17 protein-coding genes are annotated in these 25,658 nt (G+C 67.6%); 4 read left to right on the top strand and 13 right to left on the bottom strand.

Translation table 11 applies throughout. From position 1 onward, the window contains the following. Positions 1-48: 48 nt before the first annotated feature. The 3 genes from NLX86_RS20605 to NLX86_RS20595 form a co-directional block, all read right to left on the bottom strand. On the bottom strand, positions 49-846 hold the full coding sequence (locus NLX86_RS20605; RefSeq protein WP_254373213.1) for an exodeoxyribonuclease III: 798 nt from the start codon (positions 844-846) through the stop codon (positions 49-51). Between the two features lie 216 nt (positions 847-1,062). Further along, positions 1,063-1,905: a helix-turn-helix transcriptional regulator gene (locus NLX86_RS20600; RefSeq protein WP_254373212.1), complete on the bottom strand. Its 843-nt coding sequence runs from the start codon at positions 1,903-1,905 to the stop codon at positions 1,063-1,065. A gap of 7 nt (positions 1,906-1,912) precedes the next feature. Then, a complete protein-coding gene (locus tag NLX86_RS20595) occupies positions 1,913-2,293 on the bottom strand; it encodes a DUF6879 family protein (protein ID WP_254373211.1) in 381 nt (126 codons plus the stop codon). A 344-nt stretch (positions 2,294-2,637) separates the two neighbouring features. On the opposite strand from NLX86_RS20595, the gene NLX86_RS20590 reads away from it, so the two are divergent. From NLX86_RS20590 to NLX86_RS20580, 3 genes are all read left to right on the top strand, one after another. Further along, positions 2,638-3,072, top strand: a complete 435-nt coding sequence (locus tag NLX86_RS20590; protein WP_254373210.1) for a hypothetical protein — start codon at positions 2,638-2,640, stop codon at positions 3,070-3,072. Between the two features lie 166 nt (positions 3,073-3,238). Then, a complete protein-coding gene (locus NLX86_RS20585) occupies positions 3,239-3,898 on the top strand; it encodes a trans-aconitate 2-methyltransferase (protein ID WP_254373209.1) in 660 nt (219 codons plus the stop codon). Between the two features lie 169 nt (positions 3,899-4,067). Continuing rightward, positions 4,068-4,559: a GNAT family N-acetyltransferase gene (locus NLX86_RS20580; RefSeq protein ID WP_254373208.1), complete on the top strand. Its 492-nt coding sequence runs from the start codon at positions 4,068-4,070 to the stop codon at positions 4,557-4,559. Here NLX86_RS20580 and NLX86_RS20575 read toward each other — a convergent pair. Together NLX86_RS20575 and NLX86_RS20570 are read right to left on the bottom strand one after the other, a co-directional pair. After that, positions 4,540-5,898, bottom strand: coding sequence for a CoA transferase (locus NLX86_RS20575; protein ID WP_254373207.1), 1,359 nt, complete (start codon positions 5,896-5,898; stop codon positions 4,540-4,542). The genes NLX86_RS20580 and NLX86_RS20575 overlap by 20 nt on opposite strands. Before the next feature lie 46 nt (positions 5,899-5,944). Then, entirely contained in the window at positions 5,945-8,341 is a 2,397-nt protein-coding gene (locus tag NLX86_RS20570) for a SpoIIE family protein phosphatase (RefSeq protein WP_254373206.1), read from the bottom strand. A 1,233-nt stretch (positions 8,342-9,574) separates the two neighbouring features. On the opposite strand from NLX86_RS20570, the gene NLX86_RS20565 reads away from it, so the two are divergent. Beyond that, positions 9,575-11,344, top strand: coding sequence for an oleate hydratase (locus tag NLX86_RS20565; RefSeq protein ID WP_254373205.1), 1,770 nt, complete (start codon positions 9,575-9,577; stop codon positions 11,342-11,344). 291 nt (positions 11,345-11,635) lie between these two features. On the opposite strand, the gene NLX86_RS20560 is transcribed toward NLX86_RS20565, so the two are convergent. From NLX86_RS20560 to NLX86_RS20525, 8 genes are all read right to left on the bottom strand, one after another. Continuing rightward, positions 11,636-11,884: a hypothetical protein gene (locus tag NLX86_RS20560; RefSeq protein WP_254373204.1), complete on the bottom strand. Its 249-nt coding sequence runs from the start codon at positions 11,882-11,884 to the stop codon at positions 11,636-11,638. A gap of 9 nt (positions 11,885-11,893) precedes the next feature. Continuing rightward, positions 11,894-12,121: a transposase gene (locus NLX86_RS20555; protein WP_254373203.1), complete on the bottom strand. Its 228-nt coding sequence runs from the start codon at positions 12,119-12,121 to the stop codon at positions 11,894-11,896. Positions 12,122-12,253: 132 nt separating this feature from the next. Beyond that, complete coding sequence (locus NLX86_RS20550) at positions 12,254-12,781, bottom strand: FAD-dependent oxidoreductase (protein WP_254373202.1); 528 nt, start codon at positions 12,779-12,781, stop codon at positions 12,254-12,256. Between the two features lie 590 nt (positions 12,782-13,371). Further along, the gene (locus NLX86_RS20545) at positions 13,372-15,387 is read right to left on the bottom strand and encodes a PKD domain-containing protein (protein ID WP_254373201.1); all 2,016 of its coding nucleotides are present in this window, start codon (positions 15,385-15,387) and stop codon (positions 13,372-13,374) included. A 163-nt stretch (positions 15,388-15,550) separates the two neighbouring features. Continuing rightward, on the bottom strand, positions 15,551-16,504 hold the full coding sequence (locus tag NLX86_RS20540; RefSeq protein ID WP_254373200.1) for a helix-turn-helix domain-containing protein: 954 nt from the start codon (positions 16,502-16,504) through the stop codon (positions 15,551-15,553). A 1,276-nt stretch (positions 16,505-17,780) separates the two neighbouring features. Next, positions 17,781-18,323 (bottom strand): hypothetical protein, encoded by a 543-nt coding sequence (locus NLX86_RS20535; RefSeq protein ID WP_254373199.1) that lies wholly within the window; start codon positions 18,321-18,323, stop codon positions 17,781-17,783. Between the two features lie 191 nt (positions 18,324-18,514). Then, entirely contained in the window at positions 18,515-18,994 is a 480-nt protein-coding gene (locus NLX86_RS20530; protein WP_254373198.1) for a hypothetical protein, read from the bottom strand. Positions 18,995-19,044: 50 nt separating this feature from the next. Continuing rightward, entirely contained in the window at positions 19,045-25,272 is a 6,228-nt protein-coding gene (locus tag NLX86_RS20525; RefSeq protein WP_374213917.1) for an RHS repeat domain-containing protein, read from the bottom strand. Positions 25,273-25,658 lie beyond the last annotated feature (386 nt).

The raw sequence follows: 25,658 nt of genomic DNA, 5'->3' as shown, positions 1-25,658 counted from the left end.
CCGGCGACGACGAACAATACGAGCCGGGCGGGGCTTACCGCTGTCCGCCTACAGGTCGAAGACGGCCGTCACCGGCGCGTGGTCGCTCCAGCGCTCGCCATGCGTCGCGGCCCGTTCGACGTAGGCCTTGACCGCGCGCTCCACCAAGCGAGGTGAACTGACGAGAAGATCGATGCGCCAGCCTGCATCGTTGTCGAAAGCGCGCCCTCGGTACGACCACCACGAGTACGGCCCCTCCTGTTCCGGATGCAGGGCCCGCACCACATCGACGTACTCCGCCTCACCGAACACCCGGGACAGCCACGCACGCTCCTCCGGCAGGAAGCCGGAGTTCTTCCGGTTGGCCTTCCAGTTCTTCAGGTCCGCCTCCTGGTGGGCGATGTTCCAGTCGCCGCAGACCAGGACATCGCGCCCGCCTGCCGCCGCCCGCTCCTTCAGCTCCTTGAGGTACGGCAGGAACTCGCCCATGAAGCGGACTTTCTCGTCCTGCCGCTCGGTGCCGACGTCTCCCGAGGGCAGGTACAGGCTCGCGACCGTGACGCCCGGCAGGTCCGCCTCGACGTACCGCCCGCTGCCGTCGAACTCGCTGCTGCCGAAGCCGACCTGCACCCGCTCCGGCGCGCGCCGGGTGTAGAGCGAGACCCCGGCCCGGCCCTTGGCCGCGGCCGGGGCGTGTACGGCGTGCCAGCCCTCGGGCTGCCTGACCTCCTCCGGGAGCTGCTGAGCCTCGGCCCGTACCTCCTGGAGGCAGATGACATCGGCGGCCGTCCCGGCCAGCCACGGCACGAAGCCCTTTTTGGCGGCGGCGCGCAGCCCGTTTACATTCACGGACGTCACAGTAAGCAAAACATGCTCCAAGATCTCAGCGAATGGTTATGCAGACTACTCGGCACGTCCTCCTGGCCGGCCGCACCGTCGTGCAGACCCTCATCGGCCTCACCGCCGCCTTCCCACGCTCGGCGGACCCGAGACCACGGCCGGCTACGGCATCGCCCTCGCCCCACGACGCCGCCGCGGGTAGCCCTCGAACTTGCGCGCCTTCCGAGGTCGTGCGGCAGAGAACTACAAGTCCAACCGCTCAAGAGCACGCGTGATCAACGCCCTTGCCGACTGGCCGTACACCGCCGACCGCTTGAGAAGGTCGAACGCCTTCGCGTAGAGCGCGATCTCTCGTGGCTGAGCGACCGAGAACTCTGCCGAGTAGGTCTCTACGAGCACGAGCTTGCTGTCGAACATGGAAAACGAGTTGCCAGGCCATACGAGCATCGGGGCTGAGGTTGGGACGAGCCCCAGGCTCATGCGCGGCAAGGACATCACCGCGAGCAGTCGGTCGAGCTGGCCTCTCATGACCTCCGGGCCGCCGAAGTTGGTGTAAAGGGCCTGTTCGGCAAGTAGCACGTTGAAGATCCGGTCTCCCTGATACAGGTACTGCTGACGCTCCAGCCGCTTGGCTACTGCCGCATCCATGTCGTTTGGGATCTCGTAGAAGTCGATGACCTGACGGAAGGTCTCGGCTGCGTACTCCGCCGTCTGGAGAGTCCCCCACACAAGTGTGGGATGCCAGATCCGGAACACCTTGGTTTTCGCGTAGACCGGCAGGGCCTTGCGCTGCCGGGGCTCCGCGCCTGCCTGGAGTTGGCGGCGCCATTCGAGCCACAGTTCTTCGATGTGCCGGACCGTAGCGATCAGGTCGTCGACCTGGTCCTCCGAGCCGGTGTGCCGACACCAGACACGAATGTCGCCCTCACTCGCGTTCTGCCTGCCGTTCTCAATCCGGGAAACCTTTGATTCCTGCCACCTGGTCGCAGCGGCGAATGCCCGACCGCTTGAGAAGCCCGCATCTTTGCGGAACCCTCGCAACCGGGCACCCAACGCTTCCCGTGCTTCCTGTGCTTGGTTACTCACTGACGGGTCAGGGCTTGTACTCGACGTGAGGGACTGCGAGGGCCCAGAGCTGGTCTCGTACGCGGACGCATTCCGCGACCACCTCGGGGTTCTCGATCAGCTCGGAACCCAGGACTCGGCCCTCGTTGTCGAAGTGCCCAACAGCCAAGAGGCGGTGATCGAACAGCCACCAGTCGTTCCCGCGCAGGGGGAAGGTGATGCCCTCGGGCAGCTGGTGACGGGGCAGCCATCGAATGTCTTCGCCGGCCTCCATGTTCAGGCACGTCAGGGAGTGCTCCCACCCGACGTACCGAGAATGCGGCTCACTGACGACGAGCACCCCCGGATCATGAGCCTCCCCGGCGAGGTCTACCCGGACGACGTGGTCAACGGTCACGGGTTGGTTCACATCGTGCTCCGCTCGACGGAGGCTTACGACTTCGCCCGCTGGGTGCGCACGCACGCCACCCACGACGAGGCCGCCACCGGCCCCATCAGGACGGCCTGGCGGGTTCCATCCGCTACAGCCGCACCGAGTGACTCACCGGCTCACCGATCACCGCACCACGGCGGACGCAGTCCGGCCTCACAGACACCCCACCTCGGAAGTCAGCACCCAACCCACGGCCAAGCTGATGAGGGACCAGCCGAGGTGGGAGCAAGCCCCTCCCCGTTCGTCGTCGGCTCCGACGAAACCGCATCTGACGGGCGGGGAGGGTTCCGCAAGATCCGTTCGAGCGGGAGGTGCCCCGTATGGGTACAGCAGTAGCAGTCCGTGATCCAAAGGAACTCTTGGGCGAGGAGGTGTGGGACAGGGAAATCCAGCTGCTGACCCGCGACTACCTCATGGACAGCGTGATGGCCGGCCGCCTTATGGGTCAGGCCGTCGCGTACCTGATCACCGCCATGGAGACCATGGGCGAGGGTCTGGAACTCGGATGCGGCGAGCTGGTCGACGTCGCCGTGCACGCGCTCATTCTCGACACGGCGAACTACGCCGCGTTCTGCGTGAAGTACAACAACGGACAGTTCCTCCACCACATACCCGAGATCGACCGCAAGGCCGACGGCACGGTCATGAGGACCGCGGCCGTGGTCGAGCAACACGGGTTCGTCATCGACTGGCCGCTGTGGGAGCGGGACTCCTCGAAGTGCTCCCCCTGCGCTCAGGGCACGAGCTGCCACTAGCACCACAACACCACAGGCCGGCGGCATCCCTCGGGTGCCGCCGGCTCCCGTTTGGGGGAACGTCCACGTTGCGGCCACGACCACGAGGGACGGCGAGTAGCGTGTGAGCCCGTCGGAGCCTGACGGTACAGATGCTCACAACTAGTCCAGCGAGGAACGTTGCGGCATGAGCGTTGAGACTTACTGGGACCGCTATGCGTCCGGAGCGGTAACAAAGATCGGTTCGGTACAGGACTCCGTCGACAAGGGGTTCTGCTGGACGCAGTACGACTACCACGGCCCCGCGGAAGAGCTGCTGTGCCAGCCTGATACCACCTTGGAGCTGGGGTGCGGCAGCGGCAACGAAGTCGCCTATCTCGCCCGGAAGGGCGTCGAGGCCACGGGCGTCGACCTCTCCCCAGCCCAGCTCAAGCACGCCGCGGAACGGTGGGGCGACGTCGAGGGGGCCCGGTTCCTGCTTCGTGAGGCGGTGGACTATCTCACGACCACGTCAGAGACGTACGACGCGATCTATTCGGTCTGGGGAGCGTTCTGGTTCACCGACCCACGCCGACTGCTCCCCGCCATCCGTCAGCGGCTATCTCCCCGGGGGGTGCTGGTGTTTTCGCAAGCCCCGGCCGTTGATGGCTGCTACGGAGCGCAGGGGATGTACGGCAACGGCTTCAACGGCAAGATCCTCCCGGTACAGAGGTGGGCATACTCCGAGGACATGTGGAGGGGCATCCTCATGAACTACGGATTCACCGACGTCGACGCCGGCATCGTGGAGGCGCCCGATCCGGAGAATCTCGGAACGCTGATCGTTCAGGCCAAGGTCAGTCCCTGACCCGAGCTGGGCACGCACGGCCCCGGTACCTCCGGATGGAGTGCCGGGGCCGTCTCGCGTAGGCACATGTTTTACAGTCACTGTCGGAGGTCACAGTGAGCATTTGCGGCACGATACCGAGCCGGATATGCACCCACCCAATCCTCTGCATAGAAGTACGATGTTCCACATGATTATTCGGCCCACAGCCTACGACCACCCCGACGCGGTCAAGCTCAACGACCAGGTCCAGCTCGAATACGCGCAGCGCTACGACGACGAGGGCGACGTCACGCCGCTCGCCCCGGCGATGTTCCAGGCGCCGAGCGGCCTCTACCTGCTCGCGTACGACGACCAGGACCGGCCGGTGGCCACGGGCGGCTGGCGCGCGCAGGAGCAGAACGGCGAGGGGTACGCGGACGGCGACGCCGAGCTCAAGCGCATGTACGTCGTCCCCGAGGCGCGTGGGCTGGGGCTGGCCCGCCGCATCCTGGCCGCCCTGGAGGACAGCGCCCGTGCGGCGGGCCGCATCCGGATGGTTCTGGAGACCGGGACGAAGCAGCCGGAGGCGATCGCCCTCTACGCCTCCAGCGGCTATCTGCCGTGCACGAAGTTCGGCCACTACCGCGAGTACGAGAACAGCCGCTGCTTCGCCAAGCCGCTCAGCCCCCTGCATCCGTGAGCCAGGCGGCCCGGTCCGCACCCCACAGGCTCGGCGGCCGGCTCCAGTCCGCGGGAGCACCGTCGAAGCCGAGCGGCGGCAGGGCGTGGCGGAGCGGCCCGTAGGGCGATTCCGTCTCGTTCAGCCACTTCTCCGCCTCGTACGCACCCTCGCCCGCCGGGGTGGCCCGGATGCCGTGCATCAGCCAGGACGCCGTCCCCGCGAGGGAGAGCCGCACGTGCCTGCCGCGTCCGTCCCGCTGACGGCCGGTCAGCGACCGCAGTACCGCGGCGGCCAGTAGGTACCCGGTTCCGTGGTCCAGCGCCTGCGCGGGCAGCACGCCGGGGCGGCCGTCCGGCCCGGCCTCGATCTCCGCGATTCCGCACCCGGCCTGTACCAGACTGTCGAATCCCCGCCGGCCGGCCCACGGCCCGGACCACCCCCACGCGCACACCTGCGCCACGACCAGCCCGGGCCGCCGCTCCAGCAGGGAGTCCGGCGCCAGACCGAGCCGGTCCAGCGCGCCGGGCCGATAGCCGGTGACCACGACATCGGCCGCCCCGAGCAACTCGTCAAAGACCCGCCGGTCCGCCGCCTGCGCCAGATCCAGCCGGGCCGACCGCTTCCCGAACCCGGTGTCGGCGTGCGCGTCCGCCGCCTCCGGCAGCCCCGGCGAGTCGATCCGCAGTACGTCCGCGCCCAGCAGCCCGATGGTGCGCGTCGCAACCGGCCCGGCGATGACCCGCGTCAGGTCCAGCACCCGCACCCCGTCCGCGGGCAGCACACCGGCCGGGAGCGCCGGGCTCCCGCCCTCCTCCCCGGCCGGCCGCACCTCGGCGAGCGGATGGCCCGGGGCATCTCCGGGCGGGACCACCGCGACGGCGAGCCCGCCGGCCGCGTACACCCGCTCCTGGACTTCCACGGCGGCCAGCTCCGCCACCGCGTCGGCCAGCCGGTCCCCGTTCCGGATCCCGAGCGCGTCCAGCAACCGGTCGCGGTGGTGCGGGTAGTTGGCGTGTGTCCGTACCCACCCGTCGGCCGCCCGCCAGAACCCGGAGAGCGGCGCGAACGTCGTCGGCGTCCTGCCGCCGATCCGCAGATGCCGCTCGCTGACGAACGCGGTGGCCACGGCGCCCTCGTCCACCCGTACCGCGGCCACCGGTTTCCCCGTACGTACAGAGGCCAGCTCGGCGGCGGCGAGCGAACACACCCCGACACTGGCCCGAGCCAGCTGCCGCACCGGCAGCCGCGAAGGGAGCACGTCTCCGGCCCCGCTGTACGACACCAGCCCGGCCATCCCGCCCGGCCCGCCGAGGGCGGCCCATGCCTGCGCGGCCGTGTCGTCGATTCCGTCTGTCATGCGGTCATTGTGGCCTCGTACCTCGTGGCCTCGTACATTGCGGGCCTCACTCCGGCCCCGGCAGAGGCTGCTCCGCCCAGATGGTCTTTCCGCGCCGCGTGTAGCGGCTGCCCCACCGCTGGGTGAGCTGCGCGATCAGGAAGAGACCGCGCCCGCCTTCCTCGGTGGTGTGGGCCCGCCGCATCCGCGGCTGGGTGCTGCTCGGGTCGGAGACCTCGCAGATCAGGGTGCCTGCCCGGATGAGCCGGAGTTCGACGGGTCCGCCCGCGTAGCGGATGGCGTTGGTGACCAGCTCGCTCGCCACCAGCTCGGTGGTGAAGGCCAGTTCGTCCAGTCCCCAGCGGGCCAGCTGTCCGACCACCAGCTCACGCGCGCCGGCCACGACCGCCGGGTCCGCCTCCAGTGCCCAGGTCACGCTGTCGTCCGGCGGAACCACTCGGGTACGGGCGAGCAGCAGGGTGACGTCGTCGGGGAGCCGGCTCGGGGCCAGTCCCTCCACCACCTCCCGACCGACGTCCGGGAGCGGTCGGCAGAGCGCGTCGGCGTCCATCAGCCGCTGCCGGAGCGCGTCCATTCCTTCGTCGACATCGCCCGCGCCCCGCTCGATGAGCCCGTCGGTGAAGAGCGCGAGCACGCTGCCCGGCTCGACATCCAGCTCCACGGGTTCGAAGGGCAGTCCGCCGACTCCCAGCGGCGGTCCGGGGCTGACGTCCACGTACTCGACTGTCCCGTCCGGAGCGATCACGGCCGGCGGTGGATGCCCCGCGCTTGCCATCGCGCAGTGCCGCGCCACGGGGTCGTACATCATGTACAGGCAGGTGGCGCCGAACGCGTGGTACGCGCCCTGCTGTTCGGAACCCGGTGCGCCGGGCTCGTTGCCGCCGGCTTCGACCGTGAGCTGGGAGACGAGGTCGTCGAGATGGGCGAGCAGTTCGTCCGGCTCGAGATCGAGGTCCGCCAGCGTACGTACGGCGGTGCGCAGCCGTCCCATCGTCGCGGTGGCGTGCAGTCCGTGGCCGACGACGTCGCCGACCACCAGGGCAACCCGTGCGGACGACAGCGGGATGACGTCGAACCAGTCTCCGCTGACCCCGGTGGTCGCATCGGTGGGGAGATAGACACTGGCCGCCTGCACCGCCACCGTGTCGGCCTCGGCCGGGGGCAGCAGGCTGCGCTGCAGACTCACATTCGCCCGCCGCTCGCGGGCGAAGCGACGTGCGTTGTCCAGCACCAGGGCCGCGCGGGAGGCGATCTCCCCCAGCAGGTCCAGATCGTTCTCGTCGAACGGGAGAACGCTGGTGCGCCGCACGATGACCCGCCCGAGGAGCTTGCCCCTGGCTCGCAGCAGTACGGTCATGCCCGAGCGGACGCGCTGGTGCTCGTCGGGGCCGTCGTCGGCCCAGAGCCGGTCCCGCAGCGATCCTCCGGTGTCCACCTCGACCACGTCACCGGGTTCGGGCTGTTCGGCCGGTTCGGTATCCGGTCCGGCATCCGGTCCGGCACCCGGTCCGGCCGCGGCCGCCCGGCGCAGGAGGTGAAGCCGATGACGGTCGGGGCCGGCCTCCGCGAACCGGAAGACGCCCTCGGCGATGTCGACAACAGCCGTGTCGGCAAGATCCGGCACGAGCACATCCGCCAGATCCTGCGCGGTTTCCGCGACGGACAGCGAGTTCCCGAGCACCGCGGTGGCCCGCTGCAGAAGATCGAGCCGCCGGCGCGCCCGGCGCTGCTCCGTGACATCGGTGAAGAGGCCGGTGACCCCCATCACCCGTCCGTCCGGCTCCTGGAGGCGGAACACGGACACCGCCATGATCCGCCCCGCTCCGGGGTCGACCAGCGTGCGTACGAGGGCGTCCACCCCCACCAAGGGAACCCCGGACCGGAGGACCTCGCGCAGCTGATCATCGATCTGCCGCGCGTCCTCGGCCCAGAGGAAGTCGGCCAGCCGGTGGCCCGCCAGGTCGGCGGGCACGCCCGTGTACGGCAGCAGGTGCGTATTCGTCCGCACCAGCCGCAGTTCCTTGTCGAACACGGCAAAGCCGATACGGTCCTGGAGGAACAGCTCCTGAGTGAACGCGAAGTCCTGACGCCACTTCGACACCACGGCGTGAGGCGCGCCCAGGACCAGCCATGGGGAGTCGCGCTCGCTCCGCCGGCCCGGGTCCAGCGGGAGGACGCGGAACGCGACGTCCAAGTCCCCGCCGTCCCCCGTCCGTACGACGGCCCTGCCTTCCCATACGGGGCCGCTCCGCTGGGCCATGACCCGGGGCCAGTGGCCGGGATCGGCCAGCAGGGAGGGGAGGGTCTGTCCGCGCAGGTCCTCGGCGCGGCGGTCCAGGAGCGTCTCGGCCGCGGGCGTGCAGCCCAGCACGGTTCCGGTGCCGTCCACCACCAGTCCCGCCGAATACACGGCGTCGAGGAAACCCTCACTCTTGCGAACCATGTGCATGCACACCTCGCTCGACGCTCCCGGTCACTGCCATTCTTCAGGGAACGCGAAAGTCCCGCCCGATCTCAGCGATCGGACGGGACTTCTGCGTGCGGTCGGCCGTTCACGGGTGGGTGTGAGCTGGGGGAACGCGGACGTTCCCAGAGGGCTTCCCGGCGTCGAGAACTCCGTCTCCCAGGTAGATGTACAGTGCATTCAAGCCCTGCCCGCAATGTTGAGGCGTGACGACCGGGAGCGGGTTTCAGCATTGCCCCGAGGCACTCCTGGGCGGACCTTCGATGAGCACCGAAGAGATCCCGCCAGAGCGCGGCAGCACTCGTCCGGCACACCCAGGTGGCCCGGTTCCGCCCCACGGCAATGGGCACTGCCACGGTGCGCCGTCCACCTGCTGGAGTCGTACAGCCAGGCGGTCGTCCGGCTCGCAGCGCGCCTCTCCGGCGATCGGGAGACGCGGTGGGGATCCGTCGTAGGACGGCGCTGGGCACCTCCGCCGGCGGGCGCGCTCTTGGCTCGGGTGGAGGAGCACGTCTTCATCACTCGCGCAGGCCCTTCCCTATCCGAAGGACCCGGTCAGTCCGGATGGCCCGACCGGACTTCGATGTGGACACCACGCGCGTCCCTCGGACACCTCCTGAAGGAACCGTATCTCGACGCCACCTTCACCCACTCCGCGCTGGTCAGGGCTATCACCGCGCGGCAGGGCCCTTCACCCCGGGGCCCGGGACGAAGGGCCATAAGCCGACCGCCGACGCATGCGGCATATGCACCCGGTAGGCACCGACCAACCGGGCGGCGTCGTAGCAGCGCCCCGGGCCGCCGAGCAAGACGAGGGAGCTGGTCATCTCCCCGCTGGCGGCTGACATTCCCATCGAGGCCGACGAGTAAACGCCGGCCGCGAAGCGCCGGCGCGCATTTCACAGGCCCGCAGCTCGGTGGTGAACCACTACGGCTCCATCAGCGTCGACCGTGACTGCGAAGTCGGCCAGCTCGCCGACCAACGGCACCGGCCACTACGGTCCGTGGCCACCGACGAGGGTTCGTGATCGCGGGTTTGGGCACCTGCTCGGCGACGTGTTGTCCGGCCATAGCCAGGTGGGGGCCAGTACGTTCCTCCTTGTCGGCAAAATGTCACATCTCGATGTCATTTGGTGCTATCCCGGCATAACCGTCAGTGGGTGACACCCGGCCCCACGAGAGCCGCATGCGTCCGCCAAGGAAGAGGTCACCGTGTACTACGGCAGCGGGAACTACGAGGCATTCGCACGGCCGCGCAAGCCTGCGGGGGTGGAGCGGAAAACGGCCTGGTTCGTGGGCTCCGGACTCGCTTCGCTCGCCGGCGCCGCCTTCCTCATCCGCGATGGACATATGAGCGGCGACCGGATCACCGTCCTGGAACAGCAGAAACTTCCCGGGGGCGCGCTGGATGGCATCAAGGAGCCGGAGAAAGGCTTCGTCATCCGCGGCGGCCGCGAGATGGAAGACCACATGGAGTGCCTGTGGGACCTGTTCCGGTCGATCCCCTCGATCGAGACCGAGGGCGCCTCGGTCCTCGACGAGTTCTACTGGCTGAACAAGGACGACCCCAACTTCTCCCTGCAGCGGGTCACCGAGAACCAGGGGCAGGACGCTCACACCGACGGGCTGTTCGCGCTCAGTGACCGTGCGCAGAAGGACATCTTGAGGATCTTCCTCGCCACTCGCGAGGAGATGGAGGGCAAACGCATCAACGAGGTCTTCGGCAGAGACTTCCTGGACAGCCACTTCTGGCTGTACTGGCGCACGATGTTCGCCTTCGAAGAGTGGCACAGCGCCCTGGAGATGAAGCTGTACCTGCACCGCTTCGTGCACCACGTGGGCGGTCTTCCCGACCTGTCCACTCTGAAGTTCACCAAGTACAACCAGTACGAGTCGCTCGTGCTCCCGCTGACCCGGTGGCTGGTCGGCCAGGGCGTGACATTCCAACTCGACACCGAGGTCACCGACATCAGCTTCGACATCACCCCGGACCGCAAGCAGGCGACCCGCATCCACTGGATCTCCGCCGGAGAGGCGGGCGGAACCGACCTCGCAGCGGACGACCTGCTCCTCACGACGATCGGCTCCCTCACCGAGAACTCGGACAACGGCGACCACCACACCGCGGCCCGCCTGAACGAGGGCCCGGCCCCGGCATGGGACCTCTGGCGGAAGATCGCGAGCCGTGATGAGTCCTTCGGTCGCCCCGAGGTGTTCTGCGGCAACATCTCCGAGAGCAAATGGGAGTCGGCCACCGTCACCACACTCGACCAGCGGATCCCGAAACTGATCCAGAAGATCGCCAAACGCGACCCGTTCAGCGGCAAGGTCGTCACCGGCGGCATCGTCACCATCAGGGATTCCAGCTGGCTCATGAGCTGGACCGTCAACCGGCAGCCCCACTTCAAGCAGCAGCCGGCCGACCAGATCGTCGTATGGCTCTACGGGCTGTTCACCGACCGCCCCGGCGACTACGTGAAAAAGCCGATGCAGGACTGCACCGGGGAAGAGATCACCCAGGAGTGGCTCTACCACCTCGGCGCCCCCACCGACGAGATCAGTGAACTCGCCGCGAACGGCGCCACCTGCGTGCCTGTGATGATGCCCTACGTCACAGCCTTCTTCCTGCCCCGCCGGGCCGGGGACCGCCCTGACGTGGTACCACGGGCAGCGGTCAACTTCGCGTTCATCGGCCAGTTCGCCGAGACCACCCGTGACACGATCTTCACCACCGAGTACTCCGTACGTACAGGCATGGAAGCCGCCTACCAACTGCTCGGCATCGAACGCGCCGTACCGGAGGTGTTCAACTCCACCTACGACATCCGCAGACTGCTGGACGCCGCCAGCCGGCTACGGGACGGCGAGACACTCCACCTGCCAGGCCCAGAGATCCTTCGCAAGCAACTCCTGCGCAAGCTGGAATCAACCGAGATCGGCGAACTGCTGACGGAATTCGGCCTCATCCCCGACACGGAATAGCCGAGGCCGCCCATCCCCGGCGGCAGCACTCCGGCGCCGCTACGCAGCGGGCGGCTGACCGGAGGCGCCTGGTCAGAGGGAAGAGGGCTCGGAGGCGCCTGGTCAGAGGGAAGAGGGCTCGGAGCCGCCGGGGTATCCCAAACGCGAGCCCGTCGGGCCGGCCGGGGCCGAGGACGCATCCGAGTGCCACTCGCCCCCCGCCAGGTCGCTCGCCCACGAGATGTACGACTTATGGCCGACGCGCTGTCCGTGCTCGCCGCGGCTGTCCTGGGGCTCCTCCAGGCGCATGGTTCATAGCGTCCCGTTGAGTACTGTTTCGGCGATACGTGTTTGGCGGGCGAGGAGAGCCTCCCGGTCCTTGTCGACGTCGGGGTTCTTGTCCAGCCACTGCTGCTGCATGGCGCCCAGGCGCTGGTAGGCGACGGTGAGGAAACCGGTGGTGTGCTTGCACTGGAGGTCCGCATGAACGGATGGGTGGCTGTGGCCGGGCCGATCCTCGGTGAGGTCGGTGACGGCCCAGTCGTAGAACCGCTGGCCCACTCACGATGATCAACGGTGGCCGCCTCCGCCTCCACCGACCCTCCCGCCAAGATCACGATCTACAGCTGGAGTAAAGTCGGCCGACATGGCCCGCCACGTGATGCCGCCCGCGACCAGGCAGCGAATCGCGTCGATCATCTGCCGGTGGCAGTAGCCCTCCGGCTGCCCGCCCTTCCCGTTCAGACACGCCGGCACGGGCAGCAGGCCGCCTACCGCCTCCCACTCCGCGTCCGTCATGTCGGAGGAATAGGCCCGCGTCCGCCCGGGCCGGTCGGACGTGTTCCTGTATAGGTGTGCGAGACAATCACACGGCCGGGCAGCCGAGTTGGACTCCGCGGATGCCCTCGGAGCGCGGTTCGGCTCGGGAGATCACAGGACGTCCAGGACTTCCCTGGCGACGCGGCTCCCGCTCTCGATGGCCCCGTCGATGAAGCCGGGCCAGCGGCGGGCGGTGTGCGCCCCGGCGAAGTGGATCGCGCCCTCGGGGCGGGCGAGTGCAGCCTCGGCGCGGAGGATCTGCCCGGGGCGGAACGTCGTCCAGGTGCCCCGCGACCAGGGGTCGGCGTTCCAGTCGTGGCTCGCGACGGCCATGACCTCGGCGTCGGGCGCGAACGCGCGGACGGCCCGCTGCACGGTGGCCACGTCGTCGACGTCCACCCCGTTCGCCTCGGGACTGAAACAGACCAGCACCTGGCCGTCCGGCGTGACGTCGATTACTCCGACGAAGTCGAAGGCGGTGTTCCAGCCGAAACCGCTCAGGTCGTCAGGCACGTTCTTGGCCAGCACCCAGACCTTCTGGCCCTGCCCCGCATGGTTCTCCTCGGACAGCGCGATCTTGTCCGGGGCGAGTGCCGGAGTGAACTCGATGTCGCGCAGGACCCCGAACGGCACTGTCACCACCACACGGGACGCGCGGGCGCGCCGCCTTCGAAAGTGACGAGGACCTCGTCGGTGGTCTGCCGCACGGCCGAGACGGGCGCGGCGAGGCGGATTCCGGCTCCGCCGTCCGCCGGAGCAGCCGGCCACAGCACCCAGGCCGGACTGGTACCGATACACCCTCACCACTCGCGAGGCCTCGTCACAGCCACCCGCCTGAGCAGCGTGGGCAGAAAGCGCAGATGAGGCCATTTCCGTTGCCGAGGCCCTGGAGGGGCCGGGCAACTGGGCTGGTCCGGGGAGCTACTGCCCGGCCTCGTCAGTGGTCACGGTCCGCAGGGGCCTGTGGCCCTTCTCGTCGAGCTGGGCGACTCGCCCTTGTTCAGCTGCCGGGCAATCTTCCTGCGGTAGGTGGGATCGGACAGCTGCATGTCCCAGTGGAACCCCAGGACAAGACGCGGAGGTCCGCATCGAATCGCCGGTGGGCCACCGTAGCCGGGAGCCCGGCAGCCGGGAGTCCGGCGCGAACGCCGCCGGCATCATGAGCCACCAGAGCCCGGTACGGGTGGCGGGGCAGCTGTGCCCCGCCACCCTGCCGGCTGATCCGGGGGTTACGGCGCGACCACGGATCTGGTGGTGGCGGCGCTGGTGCCCTCGTCGTCGGTGACGGTGAGTTTGACGGTGTACGTGCCGGCGGCAGGGTAGCCGTGGAAGACGCTGACGCCGGTGGTGGTCGTGCCGTCGCCGAAGTCCCAGACGTAGGTGAACGTCGACGCGAGACCGCCGTCAGGGTCGCTGGTGGCGTACCCGTTGAGGTAGCAGCCGTGTACGGACGCCAAGCAGGATCCCACGCTGACCACCGGAACCGGCAGCTGGTTGGGAGGCGGTGTGATCGTCTTGGTTGTGGTGGCGGTCTTGCCCTGGTTGTCGGTCACGGTCAGCTTCACGGTGTAGGTGCCGCCGCCGGGTGCGGGGTACGTGTGCGAGAGCACCTTTCCGGTGCCGGTGGTGCCGTCCCCGAACGTCCATGCGTAGCTGCTGACCGATCCCCCGGGGTCGGCTGAGACGGAGGCGTCGAACGTACAGACACGCGGGCTGCTGCAGCTGCTGGTGAAGGAGGCGGTGGGCGGCGGGTTGCCGACGACGATGCCCTGGCTGGTCTCGTCCGTCTTGCCGGTGTTGTCGGTGACGGTCAGCGTGACGGTGTACACCTTGTCAGGGGCGTACGTATGCGAGGCGGTCTTGCCGCTGCCGGTGGATCCGTCGCCGAACTTCCACGCGTACGAGGTGACGGTGCCGTCGTCGGTAGAGCCGGATGCGTCGAAGGTACACGTGGTCGGCCCGCAGGTGGCGGCGAAGCGTGCTCTCGGCTGGGTCGGGTCCGATGGGGCGGCTACATCGAGCAGTGGTTCCTTGGCGCTGTCGCCGGAGTCGTCGGTCCAGCCGGAGTTCCCGGAGAAGACGAGGTCATCACGGATCTTCAGTACGTCGGCGCGGCTGCCGGGGTTCTTCAGACTCGCGTAGTAGCCGGCCGCACCGGCCACGTGGGGGCTGGCCATCGACGTTCCCGACAGCGTGCTGTAGCCGCCGTCCAGAGTCGTCGAGTAGATACACGTGCCGGGTGCGGCGATCTCCACGGTGGAACCGAAGTTGGAGAAGTCGGCCAGTGTGTCGTCGGTCTCGGCCCGGCAGGTCGAGGCGGCTCCGCCGCCGGGAGCGCCGTTGAAGTCGGCAAGTGCCGACACGGTGATCACGTCGGGGTGGCTGGCCGGGAAGAAACTGGACGCGTCCTTGCCGTTGTTGCCCGCGGCCACCACGACCACGACGCCCTTGTCCACCAGGTTGGCGATGGCTGTGGAGAGGGCGGTGTCGCCGGCGCATTCGCAGCCCAGGCTCAGGTTGACGACTTCAATCGTCGTCGATCGGGCGGCCACCCAGTCGAGGCCTTCCGCGATGTCGCTCAGGGGACCGCTGCCTGCATCGTTGAGCACCTTGACCGACCACAGCCGGGCACCCGGTGCGACACCGACGACACCGGAGCCGTTGTCGATCGCCGCCGCTGAGCCGGCCACATGGGTGCCGTGCCCATGGTTGTCGTCCATCGCGGATTCGCTGTCGTTGTCGTTGCAGCCGGTGAATCCGTATCCGCAGTTGGTGCGGCCGACGACGTTGAGATCGGGGTGGTCGTGGTCGATACCGGTGTCAAGGATCGCGATGTCGACGTCGGTACGGACATCGTCCACGCCGTCGATGTCGAGGTCGACGTTATCGTCGGCGAAGATCCGCTGGACTCCGGTGGGCACGGTCTGTCCGGTGATGGTCGCGACCTGATCGGGCTCGACGGATGCGACCCGAGGGTCGGACCGTAGGCGCGCGACCGCCGAGTCGGGAAGCGTCGCCGAGTAACCCTTCAGCGCGTGCCGGTAGACGGACTTGACCGCGCCGTCATGCCGACGGGCCTGCTCGTCGGCGAGACCGGCCGGGTCGCCCACTGAACTCTTGAACGTCACGATGTAGTTCGACCGCTGCACCGACTCCGACTGCGACTGCGCCGGGGCGGCCCATGCGAAGGTGAACAGGCCGATCGTGGCCGTTGTGACGCAGCACGCGAGCACTCTTCGTATCATGCCGTTGCGCTCCTTCCCGAAACCGTGGGGTGTGGGGGCGGAACGCACTCTAGGAGGCGCAACCTGTCACGGGCATGTCGTCGGATGCGTCTGAAAGCAGACGCTCGACGGGTAGCAGACACAACCCTGGTGGGGCCGGGACGCGGCAAGGAGGGCGGCGCGTCTACAGCCAGCCCAGCTTGGCCGCCCGCAACGCCGCCTGAAAACGCGTCTCCGCACCGAGCGTATTGAGCAGGTGGGCAACCCGCCGGGTGACACTGCGCTCCGTGATGCCCAGCGCCCGCGCGATGGCGCGGTCCTTCATCCCTGCGGCGAGCATGGTGAGCATGTCACGGTCGGACTTGCCCGGCCCGCCCTCATCCTGGGCGCCGGACAGCGGGACGGCCTTGTTCCACAGATGCTCGAACGACGTCACCAACGCGGTCAGCAGCGGCGACGCATGCACCAGGATCAGACTGCTCAGTTCGACGGCGTCGAAGCTGACCGGGATCAACGCCTGTCGGCCGTCGGCGATGACCATCTTCATACGGATCGCGGGCAGTACCCGTGCCTGCTCACCCGCGGCGATATTGGCCAACAGGTCGTCCATGCGGCCTGGCTCGTCCAGTATCGGAGCATGGTAGATGGCCCGGTACGCCACGCCGCGACGCATGGACTGTGCTTCCTGCGGGTTCCCCGGAGCAGGCCGGTAGAGGTACGGCGGGCAGTCGACGATGAGTACCTCCTGCCGCGCCCCGAGCTGGAGCCTCAACACGTGTTCCACCACGGCCTGCTCCCCTTCGACCAGTTCGACCAGGTTGCTGCCACGACTACGCGGCGCCTCCCGCATCCGATGAGCCAGGGCACTTGCCTGAGCGCGGACCTGTTCCAACTCCTCCTGACGGCGCCGGACCAGCGCGTCCACGGCTACATCCGGCGGGGCGGGAAAATAGCGGACGGGCCTGCCGCTCACCAGCGTGATGAGCCCGGCTTCGAGCAGGCACGCCAGGGCTCCACGCACCCGGCCCGGAGCCATACCGAGACCTCCCGCGACTTCTGCCGCGGTGCTGCTGGGTTCAGAAATCACCTGCATGTAGACAGCACTCTCCACACCGCCCATGCCCAGCGGCTCCAGCATTCGCGTCTCCCGACTCTCCAGCACCTGTTGAGCGCTCCAGCCTGGAGGGGCTTCACCTGGTTCCCGGACACCGGTCGTCATGCGCCGGTGGCCAGCGTAGTTGATCGCTGTACCAGGCCGATCGGGTTGAGCCTCTGCTCAGGCGTGAGCTACGGCCCCCGATCCACCCCGACCGGGAAAGCCACGCTTCCCAGCAGTCCGATGGACCACTTCCGTACCAATCAAGGCTGAAACGACGAGATCCCGGTCAGACGGTGACCGTCTGACCGGGATCTCGTGAACCGTTCCGGGGTAAACCCGCGAACGGCCCTTCGGTGGGCCGTTCATGGGTGGGGCTGAGCTGCGGTTACACCGACCTTCGCCTGAGGCTTCCCAACTCCAGAGGGCCGAATTCCCAGACTGATGTACGACACATCCAAATTCATCCCACACCCCGCATCGCCAGACGCGCACCAAGCGCCGACACTTCCGACTTTTATGAACGCTTGGCCGTTGCGGGCAACTCGCCCCCACATGGGTCGACGAAGTCATCCATCATCTTGTCTGTCACAACGCACGGTCGCCGTCGGCAGCTGGTTCCGAATCACTCGCGCGTACGGGAAGGCGGGCCCAGCCATGGGCAGCCTCGAAGGCAGCCCGGCGCGACCATCGCCATCTCACCCTCTCGGCACACCCCAATGGCTATTTGAATAGCCTAGGGTGAGGCTGGCCTCATGCACATCCCGACCCCGCGATTCCGACGAGTCGCGATGCTGATCGCGATCGACTCTGCGCACCGAATCGTCCTGCGGCCTCGGCACAGCAGCGGCCGGAGGTCATGGGGCCTGCCCCGATGCCCCGTAGGGCTCCAGGAGTCATACACCGACGCAGTCATGCGCCTCTGTCACGAGCTCCTGGCGTCATATCCCACCCGCCTGGGTTCCGTCGTCGGACGCCGGTGGGCTGCCGCACCTGCCACTGCGGCGCTACGCGTGGAGGCACGTTTCTACATCGTGCGCGTTGACGCGTCGCCGCCCAACGGGGTCCCCGGTGGGCGAATCTTGTGGGCGCCACGCCCTGCTCTTGGCCTCTGGTTGGACCAAGAATCGCAGATCGAGACCACAACGATGCTGGTCGATGGCTACCTGGACGGCTGGCTGCCAGACGGCCCCCTCACGCTCGACTGAAGAGCGGCACGCGCCAAGCACGACCAGTAACCCGCGCCTTCACCCGACCCATCCACGTGACAGCACTCCGCCCCGCCGTATAATGACGGGGCGAAGCACCAGGGCCCGAATTAACCCACCAGCGTCCCTGCTGGGTGCCCGGCGGTCACGCTGGGCGCGGGACCGTCCTTCCGGTGCGGGTTCGAGCAGTCGAACAGCACCTGCCCGCTCCGCTTGTCGTAGTAGAAGGATCCGAAGTAGAGATCCTCGGTGATGCGCTTGTTGATCTGCTCACTCATCATCCACTCGGCTCCTTCCGGCAGGAGCTTCGCGATCTCCGCCGGTACTTCCTGGGGCGCGGCGGGTTTGAACTGCAGGCCGGAATCATTGAGTTCCTTCAGCACCGCCTCGTCGTCCACGGCGTTGAGCACACCGACCAGACGGATATTGGCCTGCGCCGGCACCCGGGAGTTGTCGGTCTCCGGCTCGATTCCGCACCATGACGTGGATTCGAGCTGCTTGAACGATGGGAACCGCGACGTGATCTGGTCGATCTCGTGCCGTACCTTGCACGTGCTGCCGCCGTCACTCCCGGTCGTCCCGCAGGACGACACCGTGAGCACGGTCAGCAGGGCAGCCAGAAACGGACCGGCGGGCAACTTGCGTGCCGTCATCGCCCTCCACCTCCCCCGGAAACCGTCGCGCCGAGGATATCGCCTCTGCCCCGGGTGACATCCCGGGTGCCGTCCCGGAGGTCAGCAGGCAGGAACATCTGCGTCCTCACCAGCGGGAGCCCGGCCCTTGCAGCTGTGTCCCGCGGGGCTGTGTGGGGATCGGGCTGCATTGGGCAGCCCGATCCCTCGGTTCAGCCGGTAGTCAGGGTCGGAGCAGGCCCATCCCTCCGGATGGGGTTCATACAGTCGAACAGGACGTGTGCCGACTTCTTGTCTACATAGAAGGTCCCGCTGTAGAGGTCACCGGTGATGAGCTTGTCGAACTGCTCGCTCGCCATCCACTGTGCCCCTTCGGGCAGTACCTTTGCGATCTCGGACGGCACATCCCGTGGGGCGAGAGGCTTGAAGGACAGGGCCGGATCCTCGACATACTTTCGCACGGCCGCGTCGTCCATGGAGTTGAGGACTCCAACGAGGCGCACGTCCGTCGGTCCCGGCACCCTGGATTCGCTCTTGGGTGTGATCCCGCACCATGACGTGTATTCAAGCTCCCTGAATTCGGGGAACCGTGCTGTGATCTGATCGACATCCTGCCGCACCGTGCACTGGCCGACAAGGCGGTGGGCCGGGCCGTCCGTATCTGTTTCGGATCCACAGGATGCGAGTGTCATAACGGTCACCAAGGACACTGGCAACGTACCGGCCAGGCAGCGGTGCATCCTCATCGCTCTCCTCCGGAAACCGAGCTGGTGCCAAGGATATCTCCCCTGGTCCACGTGACAGTCCTCGTCGCGGTCCCAGAAGTGAGGAACGGCTTTGCCCAGCCGAGTTCGGCGAAACGTCCGTTTACGCTGTCGGCGGTGCCGGTGGCGATGTCGCTCATGCCGGCATTGAAGTCCCAGCGGTCCATCGCGTGGATGACGACACGCATCGTGAACTGGTCTCCCTTTGTTTTCACCGACGCGCTTCCCCAGATCCGGTGTTCTCCGATCGCCTTCTGCCAGTTCTCCGTCTGCGGGTAGGACTTGACGGAAACCGCATTGCCGGTGATGGAGAAGGCGGACTTGCCGCTGTTCTTCTGTATGGCTTCTGCCCAACGCTGGGATCTCGCCACTTCCGCAGCGACCTCGGCGGCGATGCCTTCTTCCTCCCGGAGTGCCTTCTCGTAGTCCACCTCGACCGGCGTGCCGAAGCCGGTGCGGTAGTGGGTGTAGAGCGGGATGGCGTCCTCCAGATCCCTCAGGCCCGACGCGCTGCCCCAGAACCCGCTGGCGTTCATGCCGCCCCACTTGGTCCAGTTCCAGTAGTCGATCGGCTTTGCCCGAGCCTTGGGGTTGTGGGGGTAGTGGTCCACGTACCACACCCGCGGCTGGCGGGGCTTGCTGATGTAGTACGTCGTACCGACGGTCCTGGTGACCGGGTCGTAGCCGACGTCCTGCTGCACTTCCGTCGAGCAGTTCGCGAGGTCGTACTCGCAGGAGTTCGGCCGGGAGCCGATCTCGGTGCCGGCCGGGTCGCTGAACGCCAGGGGGTTGCTGTGGCCGTACGTGTACGGGTTGAGCTGACGCGGGTCCTCGATCACCAGCAGAGGGTCGACGCTGATGAAGCGACCGGTGGCGGGGTCGTACTCGCGCGCACCGAGGTGGGTGAGGCCGGTCGCCCCGTCTCGTGTGCCGCCGACGAAGCCCTTGTCGCCGGTCCAGCCGGTGGCCGGGGTCCCGCGGTCGGCGCCGAAGATGGTTGTCTCGCGGCGCGTTACGGTCATGACGGCGTCCGCGGTGACCTGGATGGTGCCGGTGCCGTGGTGGTCGCTGATTAGGAAGGTCAGCTTTCCATTGGTGCGCACGGCGATGGCCTTGCCGGCCGCGGTGTAGTAGCGCGTGCCGGTGACCGTGCCGGTCTTGCTCAGGTGGAGCTCGTTGCCTCCGGGCAGGTAGAGGGTGGTGCCGTCCGCGTCCTTGCGGATGAGCCGCTGACCGTCGCTGTCGTAGACGTAGCCGCCGACTTCGGTGGCGCCTTCCTTGACGGTGACGAGGTGGCCCTCGTCGTCCCAGCCGAGGGTCTGCTCCGGCGCCGCCCCGATCTTTCGGGTCTGGGTGTTGCCCGCGGCGTCATAGGTGAAGACCTCGACGTGGCTGGTGCCGGTCTGCGTGACCTTGGGCAGGTCGTGCTTGCCCGCAGTCGGAGCGGCGTACGTCCGGGTCGTGTCGCCGGTCGGGCCCGAGGCGGTCTTGTGCTGCGTCTCGGTCTTGCGGTTACCGACGGCGTCGTAGGTGTACGTCGTCCAGTACGCGTCCTGGCCGCCGACGACCGGGGTCGAGGGCGCAGTGGCGCACTGCTCGCCAGTGTTCGTCCATGCCTCGGTGACGCGCCGCAGTGCGTCCACGGTGAAGCACTGGGTGTCGGTGGTGCGGCCTGCGTCCTGGCCGTAGGCGGTGGCCAGCGAGGTGACGTTGCCGGCCGGGTCGTATGTGTACTTGGTGTCCTCGATCCTCTGCGGTGCGACCTCACGGTCGGTGTAGCTGCGGCTCAGCGCCCCGGTGTGCTCATCGAACTCGCTGCTCACCCACAGGTGCTGGGCGAACGCGCCGTACTCCTGGCGAATATTGCGACCGTAGTGGTCGTACGTGTTCGCCGACATCAGGGGGTCCGTGCCGGCGCCGATGGTGTTCAGCAGCCCGGACACGGGGGTGTACGTGTTGGCTACCTTCTCGGCGGGCAGTCCGCCGATCGCGGGCTGCTGGGACCACATCACCTGACCGGTGTTGAGGTTATAGCTCGTCGTCCACTTGTAGGTGCCGGCCAGCGCGCCCTGGCTGTCCGGCACGGTGACCTGCTGGACGACCGGCTGGTAAAGGCTGTTGTACGTCGTGATCGCGGCCTCGTACGCCTTGCCGTCCACGAACCGGGTCGACTTGGCCAGCTTGCCCTTCGCCACGGTGTCGTACTCCCAGCTCGACAGGACGGTCGCGCCCTTCTTCACCGCGGTCTTGCGGCCGAGCTCGTCGTAGTCGGTGTGCAGGGTGATCTGGCGGGCGTCGGTAGCGTCGGTCACCCGGTCGCCCGCGTCGTACTTCGACTTCGACGTCCCCTTGTCGGGGTCGTCGATCTGGATCTGGCGGCCGCGCACGTCGTAGGTGTACGTCCATTTCGCGCCCGAGGCGTCTGTGAACTCGTCCATGCGCCCGCGCTTGTCGAAGTGGTACAGCGTGGACTGGGATCCGGTCCGGTCCGCGGTGGTGTATTCCACCCGGGCCGTCGTGCGGCCCAGCGCGTCGGCCACCGTGGTCGTCACCGTGCCGCCCTGTGGCGGGACGACCGTCGTGGTGTCACCCGTGTACGTGGTAGCGACGCGCTTCGTCTCGTCGCCGAACCGCTTCGAGATCACCGCGGTGGGCCGCCCGGCGCCGTCGAACTCGGTGTCGGTGGAGGTCGGATACTTCAGTTCCTGGCCGGTTACGAGGACCGGCTCGGCCGCCCCGGTGGCGTAGTAGACCCCGGAGCTGCGCCACGCCTGGCCGCGGGTGTCGTAGAAGGTCTCGCTCACCAGTCGTCCGGCCCGGTCGGGCGAGGTCTCCTGGGTCTGGCGTGAGCGCAGCAGGCCGTCCTGGAAGGCGTAGCTGATCTTGTACTTGGAATCGTGGGCGAGTGCCTTGGTGGTCGTGACGATCGGTCCGTCGTTGCGGACCAGATAGTCGAAAACGAAGTTCGGCGAGTCCGGGTAGGTGGCTGCTGAGCGAGTCGGGATCCAGACCTTGGTGACCCGGCCCAGCGGGTCGTACGCCGTGGTGGTGATCTTTCCGTTGGCGTCGGTCACCTGCGTCGCCTGGCCGCGCAGGGGATCCGAGAGCGTGGTGGTGGCGTGAGAGCGCGGATTGGTCAGGACGGTCTGCGTGGGGACCTCACCGGTGGACGGCGTGTAGGCCGTAGTGGTCACTTTGCCGAACGCGTCCGCTGTCGCGAGCGGACGGCCGTAAAGGTCAAAGCAGAACTCGTTTTTCGCGGCGCCGCACGTCTTGGGCGTGGTGCCCACGACGTCGTAGCCGCTGCCCGCGCCGTTGATCCGGTCGCTCTTGGTGACCAGGCCCAGCACCGGTGCCGCACCGAGAGCGCCGCCGTCGTAGTACGTGCGGACGTCGTCGATGACGTCGCCGGGGCGGGAGATGGCGCTGCCGCAAGTGACAGCGACGGTCTCGACGCGGCTGACCTTGTCGAGGATCGCACTGCCGGCGCCACGGGCGTAACTGGTGGTCGTGCACTTCTCGTCACCGGTGTGGGCAGTGTCACCGGTCGAGGACTCGGTGGCGACCATGCCGTACGCGTCGAAAGTGCGCGTCAGCTCCGTTGTGCGGGTGCCACCCGTGACAGTGGTACGGGTCGACTCCTTCTCGGTGCCGGTCTTGTAGGCGACCAGGTCCGGCAGGCCGGAACGGGCGCGGGTGGCGACGGCGGCCGAGCGCCACGGAGTGTTCGATGTGGCGCTCACGAGCTTGGCCGTGTCGTCGCCGTTGTACGTTGCGGACTCCCGGACCATTCCCGCGAACTGCTCGCGGTCGGTGACCGCCGCGCCCGCGGAGTCGTTGACCTGTTTTCCGTCGAAACCGCGGAAGAACCGTGTCTCCCCCAGGGTCTTGGGGTCGCTCCCGGCACCCGTGCGGGCCTGGACTCGCTCGTAGCCGCGCGCGATCGAATAGGTACGGTCGCCGGCCTTGGTGAACTCGTCCTCGCTCTTGGCCCAGGCGGCGCCGCCCAGGTAGGAGTACGAGGTCACCTTGTCCGGGGACTCGACCAGGTTGTCGCCCTCGACGATCTGGGTGGCGACATACGAGTTGAACCAGTCCGTCTTGGCCGTCTCACCCTCGAAGGCCCACCGCACCGGGTAGCACCGGGTGGTGTTGGTGCCATCGGCCGGGGGCAGTGTGGCCGCCGTGCACTCGGGCTGCGAGTAGGTGACACCGATGGTACCGCCGGTCTCGGTGGTGATCTGGTACAGGCGCAGCCGGATGAAGGGCGCGAGGCCGTCACCAGTCTTGTCGACGCGGTTGGCCTTCTGCTCGCCCGCGAAGGTTACCGGGGGGAGTCCGGCCGTACCGCCCGCCTTGCCCGTACGGGTGATCGACTTCAGCCACATCGGGGTGGAGATGCCGTCACCGGAGGCCGGGAAGTCCTGGGCCAACGCCCAGGTGTCGACGTCCTTGTACGTGCCTGCTGTCAGGACCTTGGTGGTGATCGAGGTGAGACGCTTGCGGGACCAGAAGGTGGGCGAGGCCTGCTGCTTGCACTCGGTGGCGCCCTCCTTGCAGTACTGGTCGAAGGGGACATCGGGCCAGTTCTTGGCGTTTGTCTCGTCGAAGGTGCCGCAGGTGGTAAGGCAGCGCTCGGAGACGCCGAAGTGGACCTGGCTCATGGCCTTGCCGGTGTAAACGGCGCTGGAACGCAGGCCGTAGTCGATGTGCTCCAGGTAGCCGCCCCGGGTGTAGGACGTGACGGTGCCCTTGCCGGTGGTAGCGCTGACGTTGCGGCTGTAGTTGTTCGACTCGGTCTTCCAGTAATAGGCCATCGCGTTGCCGCGCGGGTCGATCACGTAGTCGAGCTGCCAGCGCCAGGCCTGCTGACACCAGGCGCTCGCGAACGACGCGTTGTAGCAGGGCTCGCCCGACTGGTTACCGAAGACGGGGGCCGTCCACGTTGAGTTTGTGACCGGGTCGTCGGCCGCCGTGCCGTTGTCCTTCCAGCCCGGCAGGCGGTTCAGCCCGAAGAAGTACTGCGTACCGTCGGCCGTGGTGACCTTCCAGTGCTCACCCGCGCCGTCGACACCCGCGGTGCCGCCGTCACCGTTGGTCGCGCCCGTCAGTTTCTCAACCTTCTCGCCCGAGTTGTTCGCCGGGTGCCAACCCTTGTCCTGCTCGTAGACGAGCTCGGTGTTCTTGCCGCCCAGGGACAGGGTGACGTTGTCGTTGTACCAGCAGCGGTCCCCCACGTTGGAGGTGTTGGTGCCGCCGGTCTTGTCGTCGTTGCACGACTTATACCTGCGCTCGATGAATCCCGGCTCCCAGTCCCAGCCGTCACCCAGCCACGACGGCTGGTTGTTCGAGGCGGCTGTTCGTCCGTCCACTGACTGGGAGTTATAACCCAGCGAGACCGACGGCTGCAGGCCTCCTGGCACCGCAGGAACCCCGATCGGGTAAGACCAGTTGAACGCTCCCGTCGAGCCACCTGCACTCCAGGAGCCGGACGGTTGAAGCGATGTGGCCTTATAGTCACCCGTCGGTCCGGCTGCCTCCGCCGCCGCCGCGAGCACCGTCGCTCCGCCGACATTCACCGGTGCAGAGAGCTTTCCCGTGCCTACGTCGTTCCTGGTCGGAACAGGCTTCTGTATACGGCACTTCGCGTGATCGGGCGTGGTCAACGCACACGCCGGCAGCTCCACCAGACGTAGCCGCGCGGCCCAGTCGCCGCCGTAGGCTCCCCGGAAGGAGGAGTAGTCGACTTCGACGCGAACCGGGACCGCCTTGGTTACTCCGTCGGTGCGGCCGACCGATATCAGTACGCCCTCGACGCCGGCCTTGTGAGTCGCCTCCCGCCCGGCCACGGACACCTTCACCTTGGCCGGGATGTCCCCCGCTGTAGGCGCTTTGCCTATCACCTGAGCAACCGAGACCGGCAGCTTCCCCGCCTTCCTCGGACCAGGCGGAACCGCCTGGCCGCGCGCGGAGGAGGCCGATGTCTTCGCGCCGAGACCGGCCCCAGTGGTCAGATCCACCTCGGCCGCACCTGCTGCAGGCCACGAGACCTTCGGCGCACCCTTCCACGCATGAGCCGCCGCCGCGTCAGGCTTCTTCGCACCGCCCGCCTTGACCCGCGCAACCGGAACAGTTTTTGGCTGTTTCAACTTTGGAAGCGGAATTCTTCCATCCGAATTTGCTGCCGCGGCCGCCGTCGGCAGCACCCCCACCGCGACTGCGGCAGCCAAGGCAACCGCCAGCCCGCGCTTTTGGAAGCGTCTCACGCCCCACCCTCCATCGATCCCGAAATGATCGCCGAAGGCTAACAGGGACCGTCCCCGAAAGGCCTGTTCTTCTTCGGCGCCCCGCCTGTCCGCACGGCTTGATCACGGCACATTGGCCAGTTCACTGCCTATATGCAAGCTGCATCACTACGGATGACGAGTGATCGAATGCCCCACTCGAGGCAAGATCGCTCAGATGCGCCGATGTAGGCGGATATTCCATCTAACTCCAGATGGAGTGCCCAAAGGCTCTGGCATCTCTATAGAGTCGCGGCGAATATCGATCACGCGAAGGATGGGGTTGTGCGAAGTTCTAGTGGCGGCGG

Source organism: Streptomyces sp. A3M-1-3, from assembly GCF_024213665.1.
GTDB lineage: Bacteria > Actinomycetota > Actinomycetes > Streptomycetales > Streptomycetaceae > Streptomyces.
Note: the sequence above shows the minus strand (reverse complement) of the source record. Positions and strands in the feature narration are given on the sequence as shown.